This is a genomic window from Sulfurimonas sp. NW9 (assembly GCF_051132275.1).
In the GTDB taxonomy this organism is placed as follows: domain Bacteria; phylum Campylobacterota; class Campylobacteria; order Campylobacterales; family Sulfurimonadaceae; genus Sulfurimonas; species Sulfurimonas hydrogeniphila.
Genome location: NZ_CP093236.1, coordinates 481,010 through 505,250 on the forward strand (window position 1 = coordinate 481,010; position 24,241 = coordinate 505,250).

29 protein-coding genes and 2 pseudogenes are annotated in these 24,241 nt (G+C 38.7%); 25 read left to right on the plus strand and 6 right to left on the minus strand.

The genetic code is table 11. The features are described 5' to 3' along the window. The first annotated feature begins 30 nt into the window (after positions 1-30). The 9 genes from MLC44_RS02850 to MLC44_RS02890 all read left to right on the plus strand — a co-directional run bounded on the left by MLC44_RS02850 (position 31) and on the right by MLC44_RS02890 (position 6,395). On the plus strand, positions 31-663 hold the full coding sequence (locus MLC44_RS02850) for a DUF4395 domain-containing protein (RefSeq protein WP_434658424.1): 633 nt from the start codon (positions 31-33) through the stop codon (positions 661-663). Positions 664-760: 97 nt separating this feature from the next. After that, positions 761-1,582 (plus strand): zinc-dependent peptidase, encoded by an 822-nt coding sequence (locus MLC44_RS02855; RefSeq protein WP_434658426.1) that lies wholly within the window; start codon positions 761-763, stop codon positions 1,580-1,582. Between the two features lie 102 nt (positions 1,583-1,684). Further along, positions 1,685-2,842: a methionine adenosyltransferase gene (metK, locus tag MLC44_RS02860; protein WP_151900981.1), complete on the plus strand. Its 1,158-nt coding sequence runs from the start codon at positions 1,685-1,687 to the stop codon at positions 2,840-2,842. Positions 2,843-2,955: 113 nt separating this feature from the next. Beyond that, positions 2,956-3,240, plus strand: coding sequence for a 4Fe-4S dicluster domain-containing protein (locus MLC44_RS02865; protein ID WP_151900980.1), 285 nt, complete (start codon positions 2,956-2,958; stop codon positions 3,238-3,240). A 134-nt stretch (positions 3,241-3,374) separates the two neighbouring features. Continuing rightward, positions 3,375-3,788, plus strand: a complete 414-nt coding sequence (gene ndk / locus MLC44_RS02870) for a nucleoside-diphosphate kinase (protein ID WP_151900979.1) — start codon at positions 3,375-3,377, stop codon at positions 3,786-3,788. A 9-nt stretch (positions 3,789-3,797) separates the two neighbouring features. Further along, on the plus strand, positions 3,798-4,169 hold the full coding sequence (locus tag MLC44_RS02875; RefSeq protein WP_434658428.1) for a hypothetical protein: 372 nt from the start codon (positions 3,798-3,800) through the stop codon (positions 4,167-4,169). A 75-nt stretch (positions 4,170-4,244) separates the two neighbouring features. Then, the gene (gene rpmF, locus MLC44_RS02880) at positions 4,245-4,394 is read left to right on the plus strand and encodes a 50S ribosomal protein L32 (protein WP_013326319.1); all 150 of its coding nucleotides are present in this window, start codon (positions 4,245-4,247) and stop codon (positions 4,392-4,394) included. A gap of 3 nt (positions 4,395-4,397) precedes the next feature. Further along, a complete protein-coding gene (gene plsX / locus MLC44_RS02885; protein ID WP_151900977.1) occupies positions 4,398-5,396 on the plus strand; it encodes a phosphate acyltransferase PlsX in 999 nt (332 codons plus the stop codon). Next, positions 5,397-6,395 carry a beta-ketoacyl-ACP synthase III gene (locus MLC44_RS02890; protein ID WP_151900976.1) on the plus strand — a complete coding sequence of 333 codons (999 nt, stop codon included), beginning with the start codon at positions 5,397-5,399 and terminating at the stop codon, positions 6,393-6,395. 283 nt (positions 6,396-6,678) lie between these two features. On the opposite strand, the gene MLC44_RS02895 is transcribed toward MLC44_RS02890, so the two are convergent. Further along, positions 6,679-7,065, minus strand: a complete 387-nt coding sequence (locus MLC44_RS02895; RefSeq protein WP_151900974.1) for an HIT family protein — start codon at positions 7,063-7,065, stop codon at positions 6,679-6,681. A gap of 5 nt (positions 7,066-7,070) precedes the next feature. Then, positions 7,071-8,624 (minus strand): DEAD/DEAH box helicase, encoded by a 1,554-nt coding sequence (locus tag MLC44_RS02900; RefSeq protein ID WP_151900973.1) that lies wholly within the window; start codon positions 8,622-8,624, stop codon positions 7,071-7,073. Positions 8,625-8,997: 373 nt separating this feature from the next. Between MLC44_RS02900 and MLC44_RS02905 the strand changes: the two genes are divergently transcribed. Genes MLC44_RS02905 through MLC44_RS02920 form a run of 4 tightly spaced genes read left to right on the plus strand, consistent with a single transcriptional unit; the run spans position 8,998 to position 10,870 of the window. Next, positions 8,998-9,222 (plus strand): hypothetical protein, encoded by a 225-nt coding sequence (locus MLC44_RS02905; RefSeq protein ID WP_434658430.1) that lies wholly within the window; start codon positions 8,998-9,000, stop codon positions 9,220-9,222. Continuing rightward, on the plus strand, positions 9,194-10,288 hold the full coding sequence (locus MLC44_RS02910; protein WP_434658432.1) for a DNA recombination protein RmuC: 1,095 nt from the start codon (positions 9,194-9,196) through the stop codon (positions 10,286-10,288). Before MLC44_RS02905 ends, MLC44_RS02910 begins: the two co-directional genes overlap by 29 nt. Then, a complete protein-coding gene (locus tag MLC44_RS02915) occupies positions 10,285-10,482 on the plus strand; it encodes a hypothetical protein (RefSeq protein WP_434581167.1) in 198 nt (65 codons plus the stop codon). Before MLC44_RS02910 ends, MLC44_RS02915 begins: the two co-directional genes overlap by 4 nt. Before the next feature lies 1 nt (position 10,483). Further along, positions 10,484-10,870: a DoxX family protein gene (locus MLC44_RS02920; RefSeq protein WP_434581169.1), complete on the plus strand. Its 387-nt coding sequence runs from the start codon at positions 10,484-10,486 to the stop codon at positions 10,868-10,870. Positions 10,871-11,055: 185 nt separating this feature from the next. Here the strand turns inward: MLC44_RS02920 and MLC44_RS02925 are convergent, their stop codons facing one another. Then, complete coding sequence (locus MLC44_RS02925) at positions 11,056-11,613, minus strand: CDP-alcohol phosphatidyltransferase family protein (protein WP_346389373.1); 558 nt, start codon at positions 11,611-11,613, stop codon at positions 11,056-11,058. A 152-nt stretch (positions 11,614-11,765) separates the two neighbouring features. Between MLC44_RS02925 and MLC44_RS02930 the strand changes: the two genes are divergently transcribed. From MLC44_RS02930 to mltF, 8 genes are read left to right on the plus strand one after another with little or no spacing between them, the layout of a single operon-like run. Further along, a complete protein-coding gene (locus MLC44_RS02930) occupies positions 11,766-13,037 on the plus strand; it encodes an OprD family outer membrane porin (RefSeq protein WP_418641054.1) in 1,272 nt (423 codons plus the stop codon). 19 nt (positions 13,038-13,056) lie between these two features. Continuing rightward, the gene (locus MLC44_RS02935; RefSeq protein ID WP_151900967.1) at positions 13,057-13,284 is read left to right on the plus strand and encodes a FeoA family protein; all 228 of its coding nucleotides are present in this window, start codon (positions 13,057-13,059) and stop codon (positions 13,282-13,284) included. Next, positions 13,281-15,422: a ferrous iron transport protein B gene (feoB, locus tag MLC44_RS02940; protein WP_346389375.1), complete on the plus strand. Its 2,142-nt coding sequence runs from the start codon at positions 13,281-13,283 to the stop codon at positions 15,420-15,422. The genes MLC44_RS02935 and feoB overlap by 4 nt, the downstream gene beginning before the upstream one ends. A 33-nt stretch (positions 15,423-15,455) precedes the next feature. Next, a complete protein-coding gene (locus MLC44_RS02945) occupies positions 15,456-16,118 on the plus strand; it encodes a response regulator transcription factor (RefSeq protein WP_151900965.1) in 663 nt (220 codons plus the stop codon). Further along, positions 16,115-16,819, plus strand: coding sequence for a hypothetical protein (locus MLC44_RS02950; protein ID WP_434658433.1), 705 nt, complete (start codon positions 16,115-16,117; stop codon positions 16,817-16,819). Before MLC44_RS02945 ends, MLC44_RS02950 begins: the two co-directional genes overlap by 4 nt. Before the next feature lie 8 nt (positions 16,820-16,827). Beyond that, positions 16,828-17,394, plus strand: coding sequence for an ArsS family sensor histidine kinase (locus tag MLC44_RS02955; protein WP_434658434.1), 567 nt, complete (start codon positions 16,828-16,830; stop codon positions 17,392-17,394). 23 nt (positions 17,395-17,417) lie between these two features. Then, entirely contained in the window at positions 17,418-17,807 is a 390-nt protein-coding gene (locus MLC44_RS02960) for a hypothetical protein (RefSeq protein WP_434658436.1), read from the plus strand. Further along, the gene (gene mltF, locus MLC44_RS02965; protein ID WP_434658907.1) at positions 17,737-18,846 is read left to right on the plus strand and encodes a membrane-bound lytic murein transglycosylase MltF; all 1,110 of its coding nucleotides are present in this window, start codon (positions 17,737-17,739) and stop codon (positions 18,844-18,846) included. Before MLC44_RS02960 ends, mltF begins: the two co-directional genes overlap by 71 nt. On the opposite strand, the gene rsfS is transcribed toward mltF, so the two are convergent. Further along, entirely contained in the window at positions 18,823-19,140 is a 318-nt protein-coding gene (rsfS, locus tag MLC44_RS02970) for a ribosome silencing factor (protein WP_151900963.1), read from the minus strand. The two genes, mltF and rsfS, sit on opposite strands and share 24 nt — an antisense overlap. Beyond that, the gene (nadD, locus tag MLC44_RS02975; protein WP_151900962.1) at positions 19,100-19,672 is read right to left on the minus strand and encodes a nicotinate (nicotinamide) nucleotide adenylyltransferase; all 573 of its coding nucleotides are present in this window, start codon (positions 19,670-19,672) and stop codon (positions 19,100-19,102) included. The genes rsfS and nadD overlap by 41 nt, the downstream gene beginning before the upstream one ends. A 62-nt stretch (positions 19,673-19,734) precedes the next feature. Between nadD and gap the strand changes: the two are divergent. From gap to fabI, 4 genes and pseudogenes are all read left to right on the plus strand, one after another. Beyond that, a pseudogene (gene gap, locus MLC44_RS02980) lies at positions 19,735-20,733 on the plus strand (type I glyceraldehyde-3-phosphate dehydrogenase). A gap of 10 nt (positions 20,734-20,743) precedes the next feature. After that, positions 20,744-21,952 carry a phosphoglycerate kinase gene (locus tag MLC44_RS02985; protein ID WP_434658438.1) on the plus strand — a complete coding sequence of 403 codons (1,209 nt, stop codon included), beginning with the start codon at positions 20,744-20,746 and terminating at the stop codon, positions 21,950-21,952. Between the two features lies 1 nt (position 21,953). Next, positions 21,954-22,656 (plus strand): annotated as a pseudogene (locus MLC44_RS02990) (triose-phosphate isomerase). Between the two features lie 71 nt (positions 22,657-22,727). Further along, positions 22,728-23,549 (plus strand): enoyl-ACP reductase FabI, encoded by an 822-nt coding sequence (gene fabI / locus MLC44_RS02995; RefSeq protein WP_151900958.1) that lies wholly within the window; start codon positions 22,728-22,730, stop codon positions 23,547-23,549. A 200-nt stretch (positions 23,550-23,749) separates the two neighbouring features. Here fabI and MLC44_RS03000 read toward each other — a convergent pair whose 3' ends face one another. Beyond that, entirely contained in the window at positions 23,750-24,166 is a 417-nt protein-coding gene (locus MLC44_RS03000; protein WP_346389380.1) for a hypothetical protein, read from the minus strand. Positions 24,167-24,241: the final 75 nt, after the last annotated feature.

The following is a 24,241-nucleotide window of genomic DNA, read 5'->3' on the forward strand; positions in this document are numbered from 1 at the left end:
TTTGAATTGGATATTTAGAGAAGGAAAAAAATGGAAAAACTAAAAGAATTTTTTGCATATGGCGAAAAAGTTCCCGGCTATGATGTACGGGTACTCAATGAGAGAGAAGCAAGAGCTGCCGCGGCAATTCTTTTTGTAGGTGCATTTATAGGGCTTACAAACGGAGTGATGCTTGGGACAGCAGTGTTTTCTAAATACTTTGTGACGTTTTTTGCTATTGATTTTACACTCAGAGTGATTCAGCCACGATATGCTCCGAGTCTGTTATTGGGACGTTTTTTTGTAAGCAATCAGACACCGGAATATGTCGGAGCCGAACAAAAACGCTTTGCCTGGGCACTGGGCATGATAATAGCCTGGCCGATGTTTTATTATCTGGTGCTTGATTTTCAGCCAAATCCGCTAAAAGTTCTTGTGTGCCTTATCTGTATGGCACTGCTCTTTTTTGAAGCAGCTTTTTCCATTTGTCTGGGATGTAAAATTTTTAATCTGGTAAAAAAGAATAAGGCAACACACTGCCCTGGCGGAGTATGTGAGATGAAAATTAAAGAGCCTATTCAGACATTTAATCCGGTGCAAAAAAGCATTCTGATTATCACTGTGATTGTAATGGCATACGGAGCCTATGCCTACATGACGAAACTTCCAGACAAACAAATCTGACAAAAAAGATAAAAACAATGATGCTCAGTGATGAAGAACTGCAGAGAATTGAAGATGAAAAAGCCGATCAAGAATTTGAACAAGACGATTTTTAGGAATGAACTACTATTTTGCTCTTTTAACGCTTATGCTTGGTCTCGGCTTTGCATTGCTGAGTGCCTATGTGATTTACACATACTCCAAACAAAAAAAACTGCAAAAAATCTTAGAACAGCCAATACGTCAAGAATATATAGCAATACTCAAACGTATTGTGCTCTATAACAGACTCAAAGAGGAAGAACAACAGCGCATACATAAATCTATTTTGATTTTTATCAACACAAAAGAGTTTACAGGTATCAATATTGATGTGAGTGATGAAATGAAAATAGTGATTGCTTTTCATGCCTGTTTATTGGTGTTGCATGTAGAGTTTACAGCCTGTTATGAAAATCTTTCGACAATTTTGATATATCCTTATACTATGGTTGCCAGGCAGGTGAGTGCCAACGGTGGTATATACACCAAAGGTGAATTTTTGCTTGAGGGACAGTCAGCAAGTGATACCGTTGTCATCTCCTGGCATGATGCAAAAAAAGATGCCTATCATCTCCATGAAAACAATGTGTTGCTGCATGAATTTGCCCATGAAATAGACTTTCTTGACGGCAGTGCAGACGGAACACCGCCATTGCCGTATGCAAAATATCACGAGTGGGCAAAAGTGCTTTCAAGAGAGTTTAACAAACTCAGTGATGTTGCCCTGAAAAATCGTGACTGGGGGAAATACAAGCTTTTAGGTGCCTATGCCGCAACAAATGAGGCAGAATTCTTTGCCGTTGTCACGGAGCGTTATTTTGAAAAGCCTGAAGCTTTGAAAAAACACTTTCCGGAACTCTTTGAAGAGTTTAACAGCTTTTATAAAGGGCAGCCCTAAAGTTTATCTGTAATTTTTTCTCATTAAGAATAAAAGTTTCAGAGTGTGCTATAATTCGTTCGATTTATGGGGCTGGACCCTGTACTTCAATAAGGAAAATCGATGACGAAAGAGTATATATTTACTTCAGAGTCTGTAACAGAAGGGCATCCTGACAAGATGGCAGATCAGATCAGTGATGCAATTCTGGATTATATTATTGAGCATGATACCAATGCACGTGTAGCGTGTGAAACACTGGTATCAAATGGTTTTTGTGTAATTGCAGGCGAACTGAAGACGACGGCGTATGCCCCAATGCAAGAGATTGCAAGAGAAGTAATCCGAGATATCGGGTATACCGATGCAACGTATGGTTTTGATCACAGGTCAGCTGCAGTATTAAACGGCATAGGAGAACAGTCTCCTGATATCAATCAGGGGGTTGATCAGGCCGGAGGAGAAACCGGAGCAGGCGATCAGGGGTTAATGTTTGGATATGCCTGTCGTGAGACAGATGTGCTGATGCCTTTGCCTATTCACCTCTCCCACCGTTTGACAGAACGCCTGGCAGAAGTAAGAAAAGAGGGAATTATTCCCTATCTGCGTCCTGACGGAAAGGCACAAGTCAGTGTAAAGTATGTAGACGAGAAGCCTGTTTCTGTAGAAACTGTTGTTATTTCCACGCAGCACGCACCTGAAGTATCGCAAGAGCAGATCCACAAAGATGTTATAGCAGAAGTGATACGAAAAGTAATTCCTGCGGAGATGATGGATGAAAACACTGTTTTTCATATCAATCCGACAGGAAAATTTGTAATCGGCGGTCCTCAGGGAGATGCCGGACTTACAGGTCGTAAAATTATTGTTGATACCTATGGAGGCAGCTGTCCACATGGCGGTGGTGCATTTTCAGGAAAAGATCCGACAAAAGTTGACCGTTCAGCCGCATATGCAGCGCGCTGGGTTGCAAAAAATCTTGTAGCCGCAGGAGCTTGTGACAAGGTGACTATTCAGGTTGCCTATGCAATCGGTGTAGTACAGCCTGTCTCAATTATGGTTGACACGCACAATACCGGCATAGTGGCAGAAGAGAAAATCCAAAGCTGTATAAAAGAGCTTTTTGATCTTTCCCCTGCCGGAATAATCAAATCACTGGATTTATTAAAGCCAATTTATCGAAAAACGGCTGCTTACGGACATTTCGGCCGTGAAAATCTTGGTTTCAACTGGGAAAAAACAGACAGAGTTGATGCAATAAAAGAGTATTTAGGCATCTAATATAGTTTAAGTGTAACCTATAAACTACAGTTTTTAAACTAGCTGAGCGCTTTTAGCTGTATTTAAAAGTCTACAGTGTATAGTTGCATTTTAATAAAAACAAGGAGAATAAAATGTCAGTTGTAATTAATGATACATGTATTAACTGTGGAGCTTGTATAGATGAGTGTCCGGTAGAAGCAATCGTAGATGAGGATGATAATCCAACAGGTGAGGATATTTATTATGTGTATCCAGACAAATGTGTAGAGTGTGTTGGACATCATGATGAGCCTGCATGTGCTACTGCTTGTCCGACTGAGGGTTGTATAACATGGGATGTTGTTGGGCCAAGTCCACAGCACCGTGAAGATATTACTGAAGAACAGCGTTTAAACCACGAACCGGTAGTAGAATAGTTATAAGAGCACTTCTGTGCTCTCATAACACTCCTTTTAATTCATTTAAATCCATAAAATTTACATTTTAAACTAAAAACAATCTTTTTTTAGATACAATTCCATTCTAATTTTATATTTTCAGAGGAGATTTGATGGAACGTACACTATCAATAATCAAACCAGATGCAGTTGCAAAAGGTGTTATAGGCAAAATTTTAGATCGTTTTGAAAGCAATGGTCTTAGAATTGCAGCAACAAAAAAACTACAGCTTTCCCGTGCTGATGCTGAGGCATTTTATGCTGTTCATGCCGAGAGACCTTTTTTCAACGACTTAGTTGATTTTATGATCAGTGGACCGGTTGTTGTTTCAGTTTTAGAAGGTGAAAATGCTATGCAGAAAAACCGTGATTTAATGGGTGCTACAAACCCTAAAGAGGCTGAAGCAGGTACTATCCGTGCAGATTTCGCTGAAAATATCGATGCAAATGCAGTTCATGGAAGTGACTCGGTTGAAAATGCTGCGAATGAAATTGCATTCTTTTTTGCTGAGAGAGAAATTTCTTAAGTATATCCGATGAGGATTGTGCTTAGAAAAGTAACAAAAACTCCTTTAGACTTTGAAGTCACCTCGAATGAAATGACTTTTAAAGGTTTTTTGGAGTACTATAGTGCAAAATTGATTCTGCTTAAAGCAAGCATCAGTGGAACACTGGAAAAATCCTGTGATATATGTGCGCAGGGTTTTAATCTTAAAGTTAGTGAAGAGGTCGAATTTTTCATTAATGACGGAATATACGAAGATGACAGCAGCACTCTTTTGGATGTTGTTGAGTCTTTGGACGGTAATGTGGATCTTGAAGAGATTTTACACTCAGAGATCGAACTTATCAAAAGTGATTACCATTCATGTGGAAATTGCTCTAAACCAGAAGAAATTGAGTTTTAAACTCTTGCCTCGTTTGAGGCAAAGCTTTAGTCGTCTCAACGGCGCAATTGAAAAATTAAATTAAGGAAAAAAGTTATGGCAGTACCTAAGAGAAGAGTCTCTCATTCCCGTTCAGCGAAGAGAAGAACTCATTATAAAATTTCTTTAGCCCGTCCGGTTAAAGATAAAGACGGAACTTATAGATTACCACACCACATTAACCCAACTACCGGTGAGTATAAGTAGTCAATGGTAAAAATTGCTATTGACGCAATGGGCGGGGACTTTGGTCCCGAGCCGATTGTAAACGGATGCATAAAAGCACTCAAAAAGAAAAGATTCACTCCGATACTTGTAGGAAATAAATCAGAAATTTTACCTCTGTTACCAAAACGTTATAGAGATAAGATTTTAATTGTCGAGTCTCAGGATATCATTGCAATGAGTGATGCTGCAACAGATGCAGTAAAACGCAAAGAGAGCAGTATCTATAAAGCTGTGGATTTAGTTAGAGACGGTCAGGCAGACGGTGTGGTTTCAGCCGGACACAGTGGTGCCACAATGACACTTGCCACTTTAAGACTTGGTCGCCTGCAGGGTGTTTCCCGTCCTGCACTTGTCACATTGATGCCAACAAAAACAGGGCGTCGTTCTGTTCTTTTGGATGTGGGGGCAAATGTAGATTCCAAACCTGAGCATTTGGCAGAATTTGCTGTTATGGGCGGTTGTTATGCAGAAGATGTTTTAGGTATAGCAGAGCCGAGTATCGGACTTTTAGCCAATGGTGAAGAAGACTCCAAAGGAAACGAAGTCACAAAAGCAGCCTTCAAAATTTTAGAAGGTTACAAAGGCTTTAAAGGAAATGTCGAAGGCGGTGATATTTTTAACGGAAGCTGTGATGTTATTACATGTGACGGCTTTGTAGGAAATCTGGTCCTTAAAACAAGTGAAGGTGTTGCCTCTACAATCTCACAACTGATTAAAGACTATATAAAAAAATCTCCTATTCGCATTACCGGTGCACTGTTAATGAGAAAAGTTTTCAAACTTTTAAAAAAAGAGATAGATTATGCCGAAATAGGAGGAGCTCCTCTTATCGGTATAAAAGGCTGTGCAATTGTCAGTCACGGAAAAAGTAATGCCAGGGCAATTGAAAATGCAATTTATCAGGCTATTGATTATGTAGATACCGGCGTTAACAGACATATTATTGCAAGGCTTCAAGAGTTAAAACAAAAGGATATCTAAATGGCTTACGCTGCATTTCGCTCTATTGGTGCCTATGTGCCCGAAAAAATACTTACAAATGAAGAACTCTCTCATATGGTGGATACTTCAGATGAATGGATTACCAAAAGAACGGGAATTAAAGAGCGTCACATTGCTGCTAAAGATGAATTTACAAGTGATTTAGGTGCAAAAGCTGCGCAAAAAGCCTTAGAGCGAAGCGGTATAGAAAGCTCTGAGATAGATATGGTAATAACCGCTACAATTTCACCCGACTACTTTTGTATGCCATCAACCGCAACAGTCATTGCTACAAAACTGGGTATCAAAAATGCCACTGCTTTTGACATTTCTGCAGCGTGCACAGGCTTTATCTATGTTTTGGCAATAGCAAAAGCATTTATAGAATCAGGGATGAAAAAAAACATTTTAATCATCGGTGCGGAAAAACTCTCTGCTATTACAGATTACAGTGACCGCGGTACATGTATACTCTTTGGTGACGGTGCAGGGGCTGCTGTAATTTCTGCAACAGATGATAAAAGTGAAGCTATTATAGATGTGCATACAGGTGCTGACGGTCAATATGCAGATTTGCTAATGACACCAAACGGCGGCAGCGGTTCTGCACATGATGCACTTGAAAGTGAAGCGGGAAGCTGTTTTATGCAGATGAAAGGCAATGAAACTTTTAAAGTAGCTGTGCGTACGCTGACAAAAGATGTTAAAGAAATTTTAGAAGAAAATAACATAAAAAGTGAAAATATCAAACATTTTATTCCGCATCAGGCAAATTTGAGAATTATCAAAGCTGTTGGCGAAGCTTTAAAAATGAGAGATGATCAGGTCGTAATCACTGTACAAAAGTATGGAAATACTTCAGGAGCTTCCATTCCGATGGCTATTAATGATCTGTATGAATCAGGGGAACTTGAGCCTGGTGAGCTGATGCTGCTTGACGCCTTTGGCGGAGGATTAACCTGGGGAAGCGCCCTTATCCCTTTTTCACCACTCAAGTAACATTTTTATCCAATTTCTGCGTTGGATAATAATATCTTTTCGTCACTTACTATAGTAAGCTCCTCAAATATATTTATATCCGCCTTGAACTAGAATAAAAATGAGAACTTGAGAGGCGAAAAATATTTTTTTGCTTCTTAATTGCCAACTATTTCGGAACCCGTACTTTAGTGCGGGCGAGAGTGGCAGAAAAACGCCAATAGCCGGCACTAAAGTACCGGTTCCGAGGATATTTTGTTAAAATGCTAAAGCATCGTTTCTAAAAGAGCACGTAGGCTAGGTTTTAACCCAGGCTGATTTGTTTTAAAGCTACAACAACTCTTTTATAAAACTCTGCTTCATCCGGCAGGTTTAAAACAGCATCTCTTAGCTTTTCACCCCACATCGGATTAGGAAAGCAGCTGTCATTTTCAAATCTTGCCATTACATGTAAATGGACGCGCGGAAGCATATTTGCAAATGATGCCATATTTATTTTGGAAGGTTTGTAATATTTTTTCATTTCATCTTCGATGATATCAAAGATTTCAAAGAGCTGCAGGCGCAGCTCTTTTGGCATGTCTCCAAGCTCTTTGTAAGGCTTTTTTGTGAAGATTTTCAGCCAGGGAATTTCACTCTCTTCTTTTTCTATAAAAAAGTTTTCATCTTCATAAATGATGAGAGTGTCCATAAAAACTAGTCTCTGTTTCGGTTTCTGTTTGAAGAACTTCTGTTGCCTCTGTATCCGCCGCCGTCACGGTTTCTTTCGCCGCCAGAACGGTTTCTGTCTCCGCCCGAACGGTTACGGCTGTTTCCGCGGAACCCGCCACGACCTCTGCCGCCTTTTCCTCGACTGTCATTGCGTTTTCCGGCACGTTCCAGGATAGCAGCGAGTTTGTCAGCAGGAATACCGATATTGCTCGGTCCTTTTATATCCTGTCTGTCCAGGATCATAGAGATGAGTTTGAACATGATTTTTTCTTCATCTATATCTTCTTTGAGACGGTCAAGAATTTTATGTGCCTCATCATATATTTTTTGGTCTTCAATTGTTTTGACCATTTTTTCCACAGTAGATTCACGCAAATCATTTTTGCTTGGCACGAATGCATGATTCATTGAGGTACCGACTTTTTGTTTGATACGCTGCAGTTCTTTAAACTCCAAAGGTGTCAACAGTGTGATAGCCTTTCCTTTTGTTCCTGCACGTCCTGTTCTCCCGATACGGTGAACATAAGACTCAGGATCAAAAGGAATATGATAGTTGAATACATGAGAAATATTGCTTACATGTATACCGCGGGCAGCCACATCGGTTGCCACAAGGACTTTGACAGAGTCGTTTTTGAAACCTTTGATAACAGTCTCACGCTGACGCTGCTCCATGTCACCGTGCAGACCGTTCGCCAGATATCCTGCATTTGAAAGAACATTGCTTAATCTGTCAACTTCTGATTTTGTTCTACAAAAGACAACTGATTTTGTACTGTTTTCAGCATCCATAAGACGAATTATTGCATCATCTCTTTCATGCTCGTCAATAACATAATACTCCTGTTCGATATCGGCATTTGTTGTCTCCCCTTTTGTGATAGAGACAAAAGCAGGGTCTTTTAAAATCTTGTTTGCAAGATTTTTAATCGGCTGTGGCATAGTTGCCGAGAAAAGCAGAGTCTGTCTGTCTGTCGGAAGATAAGAGAAAATTTCAGTGATGTCATCCAAAAATCCCATGTCAAGCATCTCATCTGCCTCATCAAGTACAACGACACTCGGTGCAAAATTGTTGAGCATATTTCTTTTTAAGAGATCAAGCATTCTTCCGGGTGTTGCTACGACAACACTTGCACCGCGACCGATAAGGTCAAGTTGACGCTTATAAGAGCTTCCCCCGTATACGGTAACTGTCTTTACATTCAGATTACGGCCATATTTGAATATTTCATCACTGACCTGTGTTGCGAGTTCCCGTGTTGGTGTGATGACAAGCATCTCCACTTTGCCGTTGAGTTTCATGTTTGAAAGAACAGGAAGTGAAAAAGCTGCTGTTTTTCCTGTACCCGTGTGTGCCTGTCCGACCATATCACGGCCTTCAAGTATGATAGGAATTGCCTGCTCCTGAATAGGAGAGGGGACTGTAAAGCCGGCGAATTTAACACTTTTAAGTATTTCTGGTTTTAGGTTTAACGAATCAAATGTGATTGTAGGTTCTTCTGTAGTTGTTGTTTGTGTTTCTTGTGCAGTTTCTTGCATCATTATCCTTTTTTAACAGGCTTTTGAAGCCTTTTTATACATAAGGAGATGACGCAAGTTCTACTAAAATTTCCACTTTAAGTCTATCAGGGCATCTTCCCCTTAAAATATTTATGGAATTATAGCTAAATTTTTTAATATTTACAGTAAAGTTGCAAATATTTTTAATTACTTAAGTTTATAATGCTACAAAAGAGCAGGTAAATTTTTTTGTAGTCTGGTCTGGAATGATAAAAGAACGCTCATAGTCGGCACTAAAGTACCGATTCCGAGAAGTTTCTCAGCAGTTTTTTGCTTAACTTAACGGCATTGAGACTTCAAATCTGGGCAAAATCCAGTATAATACACAAAAGAAAATTATAGAAGGTTTTATATGAATGAAAACATCTCTTTAGTCGTTATTGCTTTTTTGCTCCTCTCATTTTTACTGGTTTTATATTTTTATTTAAAAGAAAAAAACACGAACAAACGTTTACATGTAAAGGCAGAAGAGTTGCAAAGCAGTTATTTTACACTCAATGGTTCGTATGAACAGCTAAAAGAAGACTATAATGCGTTGGAGATTGAATATGCAGGTTTTAAATGCGAGATACAATGATGAGATGAAAGCATCGGCTGAGAAATTGGAAGTTTTACAAAAAGCAAAAGAAGAACTTTCACAGGAATTTAAAATTTTGGCAAATAAAATATTTGAAGACAAGTCAAAACAGTTCAGCAGTGCAAACAAAGAGCAGCTGGAACTGCTTTTAAAACCTTTTCGTGAACAGATAACAAATTTTTCAAAAGAGGCAAGAGAACAGTTTGAAGTGGAACTCAAAGACCGCCATCTGCTCAAAGATGAACTGCATCGCCTGAAAATGATGAATGAAACACTGGCACAGGAAGCGCTCAACCTGACCAATGCCCTCAAAGGTGAGAACAAAACGCAGGGAAACTGGGGCGAACTGGTTTTGGAAAATATACTTGAACAGTCAGGTTTGCGCGAAGGTGTTGAGTATGAACTCCAAGCCACACTCAAATCAAACGAGGGCAAAACCTACAGACCCGATGTCATAATACATATGCCGCAAAACAGAGATATCATAGTGGATTCCAAGGTCTCACTGACTGCGTATGAACGGTTTGTCAATGCGGATGAGCCTGAAGAAAAAGCAAAAGCCTTAAAAGAGCATATTGCAAGTATCTCTTCACATATAAAAGAGCTGAGTGCAAAAAACTATGAAAAACTTGAAGGGGTCAATACGCTTGATTTTGTTCTGCTTTTTATGCCGATTGAAGGGGCTTTCTTACTGGCACTTGAACAAGACGGTGAATTTTTCAAGCGTGCATATGAAAACAATATTTTAGTCGTATCTCCTTCTACGCTGCTTGTAACGCTCAGAACCATAGAGCACATCTGGCGAACGCAAAGGCAGGAAGAACATGCAAAAAAGATAGCCGCAGAAGCAGAAGCGATGTATGACAAACTTGTATTATTTGTTGAAGAGATGAAACACATAGGAGCCTACCTGCAAAAAACACAGGACTCTTATGACAAGGCGATGAACAGACTCAGCACGGGACGCGGCAATGTTATAAAAAGAGCGCAAAATATGAAAGCACTGGGGTTAAAGCCGAAAAAAGAGTTGCCGCTCAAGAGTGAAGATGATGGAGACGATACATGAAAATAGAGACAAGGTACAATTATGAAAAGAGCTGGACGCTGACATCTGAGAAGGATATTTTAAAAATAATAGAAGAAGAAATAGGCAATGATGATGTAGAGGGTGTTTTTACTTATATAAAAGAGGCTGTGAAAAAGGGTAAGGTAATAAGTGTCGGTTCATGCAAATTTAAAATAACAGAGAAAAAGGGATAAAATGTTTCAAAATCAGGATATAGCAAAACTGCTGTTGCGAATAAGTTTGGGTGTGTTGATCCTGTTTCACGGAATTCACAAAGTCATACATGGTATAGGCGGTGTTAAAAGTCTGGTTGTCAGTGCGGGATTGCCTGAGTTTTTAGCCTATGGCGTCTACTTTGGGGAGTTGATAGCGCCAATTTTTATTATTTTAGGGCTCTATGCCAGAGTGGCGGCGACTGCCTTGGCTTTTAATATGTTTGCGGCAATCTATTTGGCATATGGATTTTCACTGACACTTTCAAAGTTTGGAGGTTTGTCCTGGGAGACACCGTTGCTTTATCTGATACTGTCTCTGCTTGTCATACTTCTTGGAAGCGGAAAATACGCTGTAAATTCCAAATAGAAAATGGAGATTTTAAAGCTTAAAGCCCGCACTGAAGTACGGGTTCCGAAAAGTTCCTTAGTTTAATGGCATTCAGACTGAAATATATGCTGCAAAAAATTTATAAGCTGACATGGCAAACTTACATTTTAAGCACCCTTGGAACCCGTACTTCAGTGCGGGCTTGTGTCTTTAAAGCCTGATGCTTAGGGATGTTTTACCTTTATAGTAGAATTCAAACTCCACCCGATAAGCAACATACAAACGATAACTCCGTATGCCGGTAAAATATTGTAAGTATTTAACAAATAGACAAGCCAGAGCAGAATTGCTCCAAGCGGCGTCGGCACACCCGTAAAATATTTATCAACCGCACCGGCGTCGGTATGCAAATTGAAATGGATAAGACGGCGCAGCCCTGATATCACATAGTAGATACTTGCAATTGCCGCAAGAATAAACCACAACCCATGCAAAGAAGGTGCATATGCGGCTTGAAATATCAAAAAGACAGGAACGAGAACAAAACTTAAAAAATCTGCAAAGCTGTCAAGCTGTACCCCAAACTCATTGGAGAGTTTATACTTTCTTGCAATTTTTCCGTCAAATATATCAAAAGCACCGCCAATCCATGCCAAAACTATCGCCAAAGTAAAATTGTTCTGTGTGATAAAATAGGTTGCAAGGAGTCCTGCTGTGATGTTGACAAAGGTAAACACATTTGCGAGATTAAAGTGAGAAGAGGGTGTCCATAAAAATTTCATATAAATAGCTGCCTTTGTAAAATATAAATGCAATTATAGCAAAATCATATTAAACAGAATAGAAAGATATGATAAATATTATCAATATCATTAAGCTTACTGTAAGTAGAACTGAATTATTATTGCATATCAAAATCATAAATAGGAATTTTATGCTAAAAATTATTAGACTCAGTATATTATATTTTTCTTTTACAGCATTGCTGAGTGCTGCCGAACAAACATTAGTCAATGAGAAACGTCTTCACTCTGTAAGAAAAAATATAGACAAAGAGGCCTTGATGCAGGTGAGAAAAGTTTCTCCAATAAATAATATTGAACACATGTTTGAAGATGCCAGAGTCTCAGGTCAGCTTAGGATTATGTTTGCCGGATATGAGCAAAAAGAACAAAATGTGGCGAATAATTATGCGACTGCACTTGGCGGAAAGTTAAAGTATGAGTTGGCAGAACTGCAGGGTTTTAATGCGGGTGCGGCTGTTTACATATCACATGATCTAGGCTTTGCAACAGGTGAGGGAACTCGGCACAACAGTGAACTCTCTTCAAGTGACGGCAGTTATACGCAGCTTGCCGAAGCATATATAAATTATAAATATAAAGCATTTAACATAAGGGCAGGACGCCAGATTTTAGACACTCCACTGGCTGACAGTGATGATATCCGTATGATAAGTAATACTTTTGAAGCGTATGTTGCATCTTATTCGGATGGCGGGTTAGAGATGATGGCCGGAAATATTCAGTCATGGCAGGGAGTTGATGCCGGACTGGATACTCCATGGGAAAAAACGGGTAGCCGAGGGACAAATTTTGGCGGGCTAAGCTATCATAATGTATGGGAATTAAATCTTTGGGTTTATAATATTACAGATGTAACAAATGCATTTTACCTCGATGGAGGGATTCAGTACCATTTTAATGAGGATATGATCCTTCACTGTGTTTTGCAGTATTTAAATGAAAAAGAGTTGGCTTCAAGTGCTTATGACACTACGATTTATGGCGGGTTGTTTGAATTTGTAGTAAAGGGAATCAGTTTGAGTATTGCCTATGACAAATCTTTAAACGACCCTGCCACAGCAAGTTTTAGCGGATTTGGCGGAGGAACACTTTTTAGCAGTATGGATACACTCATATTGGATGATATTGCGGATGACAGGGATGCGCATGCTTTGGTATCCTCAATTGGTTATACAACAGAGATTTTTACTCTTTTGTATGCCTATGGTGATTTTAAAGGAAATGCAAACAGTTTGGGTGAGAAAGCACATATAATAGAACAAGATGTAAGTTTAGAGTATAATATAGATAATGAATTATTGTTTGCATGTGTATACAGTATGCAAAAAGATAAAGAAAACTCTGTAAATACAGACCATGACTGGAATCGTGTTCAGTTTATGCTTAATTATAATTTTTAAAAGAGACAAAGTGAATAAAATGAAAAAATTAATAGACTGTGAAAAAGGCGAAAAAGTAAAGGTTTTAAAGTTGGCGACAAATTATGATTTAAAACAAAGACTTATCTCCTTTGGCATTATGAAAGATACACAACTGCAGGTACTAGAGCATGCCCCGCGAAAAAAAACAATAGAAGTAAAAGTAGGAAAAATGCGAATTGCCTTACGTGCCGAAGAAGCAGAACTTATTGAGGTTGAAACAATATGAATGAAGAAACAAAAGTATGCCCGATTATTGCCAATCATATTAAAGTAGCACTTGTGGGACAGCCGAATGTCGGTAAAAGTATGCTGATTAACTCTGTCTCCAATGCCCACTTGCATGTAGGAAACTTTTCCGGTGTGACAGTGGATAAAACAGAGGTGTTGTTTGATTATAAACATTATCATTTTACTGTTGTTGATTTGCCCGGAACCTACGCATTTACGGACTATACAATAGAAGAGAGAGTCACAAGAGATTATCTTTGCGCGGAAGACTATGATATTATTATCAATGTTGTAGACTCTACAAATCTGGAAAAAAATCTCCAACTCACAGCAGAACTTTTTACGATGAGTAAAAAGATGGTCATTGCCCTGAACATGAGTGACGAAGCGGATAAAGAGGGCATAGAGATAAATGCCGAGTATATGTCCGAACTGCTCAATGTCCCCTGTGTAAAAGTTTCAGCAGCACAAAAAACAGGGATAGAAGAGTTGATAAACATGGTTGTTGATGTGCATGAAAAGCCCAAACTTGAACCGAAGCTTGTATTTAGCGAACCGGTTGAAGAAGAGATACAAAAGATAGTCTCTTATCTGAAAAAACACAAATATGAAGCAAAAAACAGTTATAGAAATATTGCAATAAATCTTTTAAAGGAAAACAGAAAAACTTATGAAAAACTGCATGATGATCCTATTTGGATAGAGTTGCAGCCTATTTTGATAGAAGCGTCCAAACATATAGAACTGCACCATGATACAGATGACATCAAGGAAGCTTTTGCCGAAGAATATGCCTCTTTTAACCGAGGTATTGTTGCTGAAGTCGTGAAAGTAACAAAACAGGAAAAAGAGAAAAAGACAATTACGGAAAAGATCGATTCTGTTTTGATTCATCCTTTATACGGTATTCCTATATTTTTGTTTTTAATGTGGGGGCTTTTTCAGCTTACCTTTGTACTGGGTGCAGTACCTATGGAGTGGATTGACGGATTTTTTGGTTGGTTTGGAGATGCCATCGGTGCAACAATCACTAATGAGGATATACGTTCTTTGGTTGTTGACGGGCTTATTGCGGGAGTGGGAGCGGTTGTGCTTTTTACACCGAATATCATTATCCTCTTTATAGGGATAGCCTTGCTTGAGAGTACCGGTTACATGTCGCGGGTTGCTTTTTTGCTCGATGGATTTTTCCATAAATTTGGTTTGCACGGACAGAGTTTTATTCCTTTGGTAACCGGTTTTGGATGTTCCATTCCGGCTTATATGAGTGCGAGAATCCTCAAAAATGACAGAGACAGACTGCTCACACTTTTTATCATCAGTTTTATGTCCTGTGGGGCAAGACTGCCTGTGTATGTGCTTTTTGCCGGAGCATTTTTCAGTGAATCGATTGCAGGCAATGTTCTTTTTGCTATCTATATTACAGGTGCAATGCTCGGGCTGATTGCTGCCAAAATTTTAAAAATTACGGCTTTTAAAGGGGTAGATGAACCTTTTGTTATGGAGATGCCAAAGTACCGTTTGCCATCTTTCAAGCTTGTCTGGCATACGGTAGTTTCAAAAACACTGATGTATCTGAAAAAAGCGGGGACTTTTATTGCCGGAGCTACCATACTTATCTGGTTTTTAAGTAATTATCCACACAATACGGAGTTAGAAAAAAAATATGAAGTAAAAATAGAACAGGCACAAACAGCAGAGGCAAAAGCAAAACTGACAAACGAATTTGCAAGTAAAAATTTACAACAGAGCTATTTGGGACGAATCGGTGCATTTTCCGAGCCGCTTTTTCGTCCGCTTGGACTGGATTGGAAAATGGCGGTGGCACTTGAAACCGGCTTGGCGGCAAAAGAGGTCATTGTTTCAACACTGGGTGTATTGTATGCACTTGGTGAAAATGTCGATGAGACAACCTATTCGCTAAAAGATGCCATCAGCAAAAACATCTCTTTTGCATCAGCTGTGGCGTTTATCGTAATAATCATGGTATATCTTCCGTGTTTTGCCGCTTCTGTTGTATTTACCCGTGAAGCAGGTGGCTTGAAGTATTTCTTTTATCTGTTGGCATTTACGAGTATTACGGCATATGTTCTTGCATTTTTGGCATATCATATAACACTCTTACTGGGTTATTAACCCATTATTAGATTAGATTGGTTAAAATAAATTATGCAAAAAATATTAATGATTGAAGATGACTTGGAACTGGCAGAGATACTTACAGAGTATCTCGAACAATTTGAGTTTGAGGTTGTCACTGAAGACGACCCTTTTAAAGCAGTAAGTATATTAAAGTTAGAGCCTTTTGACTTGGTTATACTGGACTTGACATTGCCGGGTATGGACGGGCTGGAAGTTTGTGAAGCAATTCGTGAACGCCAGGATATTCCTATAATCATTTCAAGTGCGAGAAGTGATGTGACAGACAAGATAAAAGCACTGGAACTCGGTGCGGATGATTACTTGCCAAAACCGTATGACCCGAGAGAACTTGAGGCAAGGATTCACTCAGTACTGCGTCGTTATGAAGCAAAAAGTGAAGAAAAAGCAGAATCAAAAAGTGATTTCAAATGCGATAAAGAGACGATGACCATTACCTATAAAGGTCGCAAGATTGAGCTGACAAATGCAGAGTTTGGAATATTGTCTTATATGATAAGCAAACAGGGTCTGGTTGTGTCTCGTGAAGATTTGATTCATAATGTCAATGCCATTAATGAAGACTCATCCAACAAAAGTATAGATGTAATGGTCGGACGCATCAGAAACAAGCTCGGAGACAAATCCCTCATAGAGTCTGTCCGTGGTGTAGGATACAAGCTCCTCAAATGATCAAACGTCATGCTGTTTTATTTACGGTACTTTTTGCACTTGTTGTCTCTTTGACAAGTCTGAGTGCAATCTTTTGGGAGTTTTACAAACTTAACAAAGAACAGTATATAAACCACATTTTTACAAAATACTCAGTAATCACCCAAATATACCGTGAACATCAGCAGCGCCAGAGTTCAGAGATTATGCTTGAGGCAAATCTGGCTGTGTATAATCTTGAAGTCACCAAAGATGAAAAACTGAAAAAAGAGATATTTGAAAAAGGAAAAGTTCTCAAAAGAGAGGGATTTAAAAGTTTTAAAACCTCCTTGCTTATCAATGACAAAGGGTTATATACGAAAAATATCGTAACAAATCTCAGAGCGACTATGATTCAGTATAAAAGAAATATATACTTTCATATAGAAACACCAAGTGGTGATATCCTGATCAAAGACAACGATTTAAAACCTTATAGCTATATTAATCTGCTCTATTCCTATATTACAATATTTATGATTATCAGTCTCTCTTTTATTCTGATACTTCAAAGACTGCGTCCTTTAATCAGATTGAGAAAAAAGATTGAATTGTACGGTAACGGAAATATGGACATTTCTTTTAAAACAAACCGTGAAGATGAAATCGGTGCAGTTGCCAATGAACTTGAAAATGCACGACAGAAAATAAATACTGTGTTGGAATCCGTACACTCTTTTTAAGAAATTTGATGCATGAGTTGAAAACGCCTATAGCCAAAGGGACTATCGCCACACAGATGCTTGATTCGCAAAAACAAAAAGACAGATTCAGCTCTATTTTTAAACGCCTGGAGACACTTGTAACTGAATTTGCAATGATAGAAGAGGTGACAAGTCTGAGCGATAAAAAAGATTTTTCCGAGTACAGGCTGCTTGATGTAATTGATGGAGCTATAGATATGGCTATGGTTGACAAAGAACATGTCACAGTAAAAATCAGCGGAAAAATAAAAGTACATGTAAACTACAGACTTTATACGACAGCTATTAAAAATATGATTGACAATGCAATGAAATATGCTACCGATTCGCATATTACAATTCGTATGAATGACAAAAACGAACTTTGTTTTGAAAGCAAAGGTGCATGCCTTTCGCATCCTCTACAGTATTACATAGAGCCTTTTACAAAAGACAACCCATCGAAAAACAGCTTTGGATTAGGACTGTATCTTGTTGACTCTATCCTTAAAGCACATGGGCAGGTTTTGGCGCATGAGTATGAAAACGGAGTCAACCGTTTTATATTTGCATAAGTTTAAAAATGTAAACTAATGCAATGAATAGATACATGTACAGCTTCATATTACTTGTTTTTGCACTCTCTTTTTTTGCATTTGGCTGGGTGAGCCATACTGCCTATGTGCCCTATGAAAAAGAGCAGGAGCAAACACTGCTTGATACAATTCGCGAAAACAAAACTTTAAACGTTGTTCTGCTCAATGCTCCTTCGACCTACTATATAGGTCCGGATGGTCCACAGGGTTTTGAATATGATTTGTTACAGTCATATGCAGAACATTTGGGAGTGGATTTAAATTACAACAGCACATACTGTCAAAGAAGCGATAGCACTCTCCAAAAATCCAAATATTCATATCACATCTGCATCTTTGTCAAAAACACCACACAGAGAAAAAAAATTTCACTTTGGACCTTCGTATTTTGAAGTCGAAGAGCAGGTGATTTGTAACAGAGGAATGTTACGCGGATCAAATTTTCCAAGAAATGTGGAGGAGTTGGCAGGATTAAATATTATGGTAGGTGCTGATACGAGTTACAGCGAAACGATAAAATCACTGCAGGCAGACGGATATGAAATAAATGCAACGACAACTTCAGAATACTCAACAGAAGAGTTACTTGAAAAAGTTGCCAAACATGAGATAGACTGCACAATAGCGGATTCAAATATCTATGCACTTAATTTGCGGTATTTTCCTGAAATAGCACTTGCTTTTTCCATCAGTAAAAGAGAACAGTTGGCATGGCTGCTCCCAAAAAATGCAAAAGAGCTAGAAGCTGATATGTATGCCTGGCTCAATGATTATAACCAAAAAGGCAAGATGACACAGCTTAAAGACCACTATTACAGCTATATTCTTTTCTTTGATTATTATAATACAAAAATGTTTTACAAAAGAATGAAAAGCAGACTGCCAAAGTATGAAAAATATTTTAAGTATGCTGCAAAAAGATTTGACATTCCGTGGACACTGTTGGCATCTGTTTCGTATCAAGAATCACACTGGAATGCAAAAGCCAAAAGTTTTACAGGTGTTCGCGGGTTGATGATGCTGACACAACGTACAGCAAAGATGTTAGGTGTGAAAAACAGATTGAATCCGAAAGAGAGTGTAATTGGCGGAACACGGCATTTAAAACAGATGATAAAATTTGTTCCCAAAGAGGTAGAAGGGGAGAACAGACTAAAATTTGCCCTGGCTGCTTACAATATAGGTATGGGACATATAAAAGATGCGCAAAAGCTTGCAAAAAAACTGGGACTTAATCCAAATGTCTGGAGTGATTTGAAAATAGTACTGCCTCTGCTCTCGCAAAAAAAGTATTACAGAACTTTAAAATACGGATATGCAAGAGGGGCAGAGCCTGTCAAATATGTTGAGTCCATCTATAACTATAAAGATATTTTAGATAAACAAAACAAGGTGTTGAAAACTGATCTAGTGACTTCCAAGCTCCCCTAAAAATGTTTCCATATCATACTTTGTTCTGTATTCCGGAGTCATGATGTGAATAAGTATATCGCCCAAATCAACAACAATCCAGTCACCGCTTTCATCTACATTGTTAAAATGTTCGGCAGGTTTGAGTTCATTTTTTAAATGGTCCAAAAGGGCAGTGGTGTGTTTTTGTCCAAGAGAAGAGGCTATAACCGCATAATCAACGAAATAGTTTTTGTCACGGAGATCAAAAACCTCTATGGATTCCGCTTTGTTTTTATCGAGTGTGTTTACTATGTTTTGTATTCTGTCTTGCATTGTGTTCCTTGTAATATTGTGTTATTTCATCTCTGACTTTTTTTGGTATTTTTGAACTGTCAAAATTTTCTCTTAACATAGATGAAGATATGTCTTCATCTATGTTAAGCTGAATGAAATCTTTTGGTACTTTTATACGGTCTCTTGTGACAATTATAAAAGTTACCAGTTTTTTCAGTTCATCATAAGCATACCATTGATGCAGTGATTTTAAATTATCTGCACCGATAACCAAATAAATTTTGTCATAACTATCCAGCAAATGTTTGACTGTCGCAACTGTCGGCACTTTTTTTTTCAAGTCGACCTCATATGAACTGACTTCCACATCTTTATAAGATGAAAAAATATCTCTCAGCCATTGCAGCCGTAACTCAGCCGGAGCAGTAAAAGTTTTTTTAAACGGATTTAAAAAAGTAGGCATTACCACTACTTTGTCAATAAAGTCCAGTTCGCCCAAAGCCTTGACTATTGCCTCATGTGCGATGTGTGGAGGGTCAAATGAACCTCCGTAAAGTGCTATCGTTTTCATTTAATGCGAATTATAACTAATTTTGGATAAAATTACCCAATTATTTTATATTAGGAACTATAATGGCACTAAAAATAGCAATTAACGGATTTGGTAGAATAGGTCGTTGTGTGGCACGTATTGCACACAAAAGGGATGATGTGGAAGTTGTCGCTATAAATGACACTACAAGTATTGATATGATGATATATTTGTTAAAAAATGATTCTGTTCACGGAACATTTGCAAGTGAAGTTGTGCAGCTTGATGATGAAAACATTGCAATTGACGGTAAAAAATAAGAGTTTTTTCTGATCGTGATCCAAAAAACCTGAAGTTTGCCGAATGTGGCGCTGATATGGTTTTGGAGTGTACCGGTGTCTTTTTGACACAGGAGTCCGCGCAGGTGCATATTGACAACGGTGCAAAAAGTACTTTTTTCTGCTCCTGCGAAAGACAAAGCAACACCGACATTTGTGATGGGTGTCAATGAAGAAAAATATGCGGGACAAAAATCGTTTCAAATGCTTCTTGTACAACAAACTGTCTGGGTCCTGTTGCCCGTGTTCTTGATGATGCTTTTGGTATTGAAAAAGGCTTAATGACGACTATCCACTCTTATACCAATGATCAAAATATTTTAGATGTTAAGCATAACAAGGACAAACGCCGTGCCCGTGCCGGTGCTATAAATATGATTCCTACAACTACGGGCGCAGCAAAAGCCATCAGCCTTGTAATGCCGCAGCTTGAAGGAAAACTGCATGGTCAGTCCGTACGTGTACCGACACCTGATGTTTCTATGGTTGATTTAAATGTTGTCGTTTCCAAAAAATACAACAAAAGAAGAAGTGACCGCTGTTTTTAATGAAATGGCAGATACAAGACTCAAAGGTCTTTTGCTTATGGACAAAGAGATGAGAGTATCTCAAGATTTTGTAGGATCCTCATACAGTGCAATTGTTGCAGAAGATTTGACACAGGTTATCGGTGGTAACATGATAAAAGTTATGGCATGGTATGACAATGAGTGGGGTTATTCGTCACGACTTTTAGATATGGCTCTTCATATTTCAAAATAGGACAAAAAATTTGGAACTATTACATCTTAAAAAATTAGATATAGCAAACAAGAAGGTCTTCATTCGATGTGACTTTAATGTGCCTATGGATGAGTTTGGAAACATCGCAGATGACCGTCGAATACGTTCTGCTATAGCGACTATCAACTATTGTCTTGATTTGGACTGTGCTGTTATATTGGCATCTCATCTTGGTCGTCCGAAAGGAGAAGTTGTAGAAAAATACTCTTTAGCTCCTGTTGCAAGGCGTTTACAGCAACTTTTAAAGCGTCATGTAGCGTTGGCAAAAGATGTTGTCGGTGAAGATGCTATGCAAAAAGCAAAAGATTTGCCCCGGCATGAGGTACTTTTGCTTGAAAATTTGCGCTTCGAGCCGGGGGAGACAAAAGATGATGCGGAGTTGTCAAAAAAGCTTGCATCAATGGCAGAGTTTTATATCAACGATGCTTTTGGTGTCAGTCACCGAGCGCATGCATCTGTACACGGCATTACAAAGTTTTTTGACAATGAGCACAAAGCAGCCGGCTTTTTGCTTGAGCGTGAGATTCAGTACTTTTCAAAACTTATGAACAATCCTGTCCGTCCGTTTGCTGCTATTATCGGTGGAAGCAAGGTTTCAGGTAAACTTGAAGCACTTGTAAATCTGCTGCCTAGAGTTGACAAAGTATTCATCGGCGGAGGCATGGCTTTTACATTTTTAAAACAGATGGGTTATGAAATAGGCGCTTCTCTTGTGGAAGATGACTTACTGGAAGAAGCACAAAATATTATGGATGAAGCAAAAAGACTGGGTGTGAAATTCTATCTGCCAGTGGATGTTATAGCAGCAGAAAAATTTTCTGAAGATGCTGTCAGTAAAATTGTCACAGTGCAGGAGATTCCACAAAAATGGATGGGACTTGACATCGGTCCTGCAACTGTAAGACTGTACAGAGAGGCGCTCAATGATGTCCAGACAGTATGGAATGGACCTATGGGCGTCTATGAAATGGAAAAATTTGCCAGAGGTTCATCAAAAATAGCACATTTTGTAGCAGATACCTATGCCACGACAGTCGTAGGCGGTGGTGATACTGCTGATTTGGTAAAAAGAGTGGGCGTTGATGAAGACATCAGCTTTATATCTACAGGCGGCGGTGCTTCATTGGAGTTGCTTGAGGGCAAGGTTCTTCCGGGTGTACAACCTTTGATGGTAGAAACTACAGATAAAAAGGACTAAGATGATTATTGCAGCGAATTTGAAAACAAACCTTACAAGAAAAGCGACACACAAATATATGCAAGAGTTGGATTCCTGTGTGCAGAAGAGTTCACAAGAGGTTATAGTTTTTCCTGCAATATCATCCCTTGATGCTTATAAGACGGATATCACTGTAGGTGCCCAAAATGCATATCCTGTTGAAAAAGGAGCTTTACGGCGAAATAGGGCTGGAACATCTTGCAGAGTTTGGCATCAAAACTATACTGATAGGGCACAGTGAGCGTCGTCATATTTTGGGTGAGTCCCAAGAATTCATAGCTGAAAAGTTTCACTATTTTAAAGAACAGGGTTTTAGGATTATTTATTGCGTAGGCGAACCGCTTGCTGTGAGAGAGTCTTCAAAAGAGGAGATGCTTGCATATTTATATCAACAATATGAAGGCATTGATACCCAATATGAAAACCTGATTATTGCCTATGAACCTGTTTGGGCTATAGGTACGGGCAAAATACCGACGCTAGAAGATATAGAAGATATTCACTCCGAATTGAAGAAAAAATCATCTGCACCTCTTTTATACGGTGGCAGCGTGAAAGTCAACAATGTTAAAGATATTTTGCAGGTAAAAAATGTTGACGGTGTTTTAGTCGGCAGTGCAGCATTATATGCTGAACATTTTTGTACAATGATAGAGTCGGCAGACGAGTTAGACCACATCTAACCGAAACCCGTACTCCAATTCGGGCTTTGCGTCTTTAAAACTAAAATTTTAATTATAAAGGAAAAAATCGAATGATAATGAAAGGAAAAAAAGGCTTAATAGTAGGTCTGGCAAACAATAAATCCATAGCATACGGCATAGCAAAAGCCTGTGCGGCACAGGGAGCTGAAATGGCTTTTACATATTTGAATGATGCCTTGAAAAAAAGAGTAGAACCTATAGCAAAAGAGTTTGGAAGTGACTGTGTATATGAGTTAGATGTCTCAAATGAAGAGCATATGTCCGGGATTGCTGCTAAAATTGAAAAAGATTTTGGAAAAATCGACTTTTTGGTGCATTCTGTTGCGTTTGCACCAAAAGAGGCACTCTCTGCACCTTTTATGAAAACAACAAAAAGTGCATTTCAGATTGCCATGGATATTTCTGTCTACTCTTTTATTGATTTGACCAATCGCTTGGAATCTGTTTTGTCTGATGATGCTTCCATCTTGACACTTTCCTATCTTGGCGGACCAAAATACATTGTAAATTATAATGTAATGGGCGTGGCAAAAGCAGCCTTGGAGTCGAGTGTACGTTATATGGCAGTTGAACTCGGTGCAAAAGGGCAACGTGTCAATGCTATCTCTGCCGGACCTATCAAAACACTTGCCGCTGCAGGGATAGGTGATTTTAAGCAGATACTGAACTGGAATGAAACAAATGCTCCATTGAAGCGAAATGTAACAATAGACGAAGTCGGCAACTCTGCAATGTATCTGTTGAGCAATCTAAGCTCAGGTGTAACAGGTGAAGTGCATTATGTGGATGCAGGGTACAACATCATGGGTATGGCAGCCGCAGCTACTAACGAAGAAGGCAAAACTGTCTTGGCATGGGATACCAGAAAATAGGATTTCTTAGCTTACATGTAAGTTAATTAAGTTTTTGGAACCCAGATTTCAATCTGGGCTGAGAAGACAACAAAGTTACAGTCGGCATTACAGAAAAAAATTTAGTTTTTCTCACAAGTCATGCTTTAGCATAGAAAGTACCGATTCCGAAAAAACCCGGAACCCGTACTTCAGTGCGGGCTAAACTGAAAAAAAACGGATTATTTCCCTATAACAGGCATATTTCCCAGTTTTTTCACATGAGAATCCTTTTCATCAGAAGGATGTAATTTTGAATATGCTGCCGCTTTGTCAACATACTCTTGAAGTGTAAAGTTCCTTTCCTTGTCCTCTACATATTTTTCTTCCCTGTCGTTGCTGGTATTTGTAGCGTTCATATCTACTTTTTTCATATATTTTTTTTGCACTTTTCTGTCTTCATTTACAGTAGGTGTCCACTCATTTTTGAGCCAACTGTCGAGATTTTTTTGTATTAATCCCGGTTTTGCTTTGCCGTTTGAGTTACTTATCTTATTTAAATCACTGTTTTGTGATGGTGCCACAGGAGCGTCTGTCGCGCATCCACTGAGTAATATAAAGAGTGGTATTGTTAGTGATGTTGTAATTAATTGTTTCATATTGTAATTATATCTTATTTTGTATAATAATTCATCACTTTAATGAAAAGTTAAGAGTTGATTATGCTATACTAC